General features: G+C 50.2%; 1 protein-coding gene. It reads right to left on the bottom strand.

What is annotated here, in order from left to right; all coding sequences use genetic code 11:
• Positions 1-524: DnaB-like helicase C-terminal domain-containing protein (locus Q0954_RS34365; protein WP_299466714.1), on the bottom strand; the 524-nt coding region annotated here is incomplete at both ends.

Here is a 524-nt window from a genome sequence, read left to right as displayed (position 1 = left end):
GCAACGTTACGGGCAATGGTGCACATCAAACTGGTTTTACCCACCCCTGGGCGAGCAGCCAGTAGAATCAGGTCGCCTTTTTGCCAACCAGAGGTGGTCATGTCCAAGCGGTGCAAACCACAGGGCAAGCCACTCATCCCGTGTGGGCTGTGTTGGTAGTTGTGCAACTCCTGCAACGTGTTCTCCTGCAAATCAGATAGTGAGTGGAAAGGCTTCCCACAGGTACCATGGACAGTTTTTTGGAGCTGATGCTGAGTATCACTCAACAAATCAAAAACATCGTGGGTGATGTCCTGCGCCGATTTTGAAAGTTGGTTGCCCAACGCAATCATTTGCCGACGAATTTGCATCTCCTGTAAAATCCGGGCGTATTTGACCGTATTGAGCGCCAACGACACCTCTCTGGATAAAAATATCAAATACTTGGCGCTTCCGACCATTTCCAGCTTGCCTGTGGCTCGCAACTGATGACTCAAAGTAACCAGATCGGGACTTTCGCCAGCGGCATATAACTGAAACATGGC

The sequence above is a fragment of the uncultured Microscilla sp. genome, from assembly GCF_947493425.1.
Classification (GTDB): domain Bacteria; phylum Bacteroidota; class Bacteroidia; order Cytophagales; family Microscillaceae; genus Microscilla.
The sequence above is the reverse complement of the archived record's forward strand: the minus strand, read 5'-3'. Positions and strand labels throughout refer to the sequence as shown.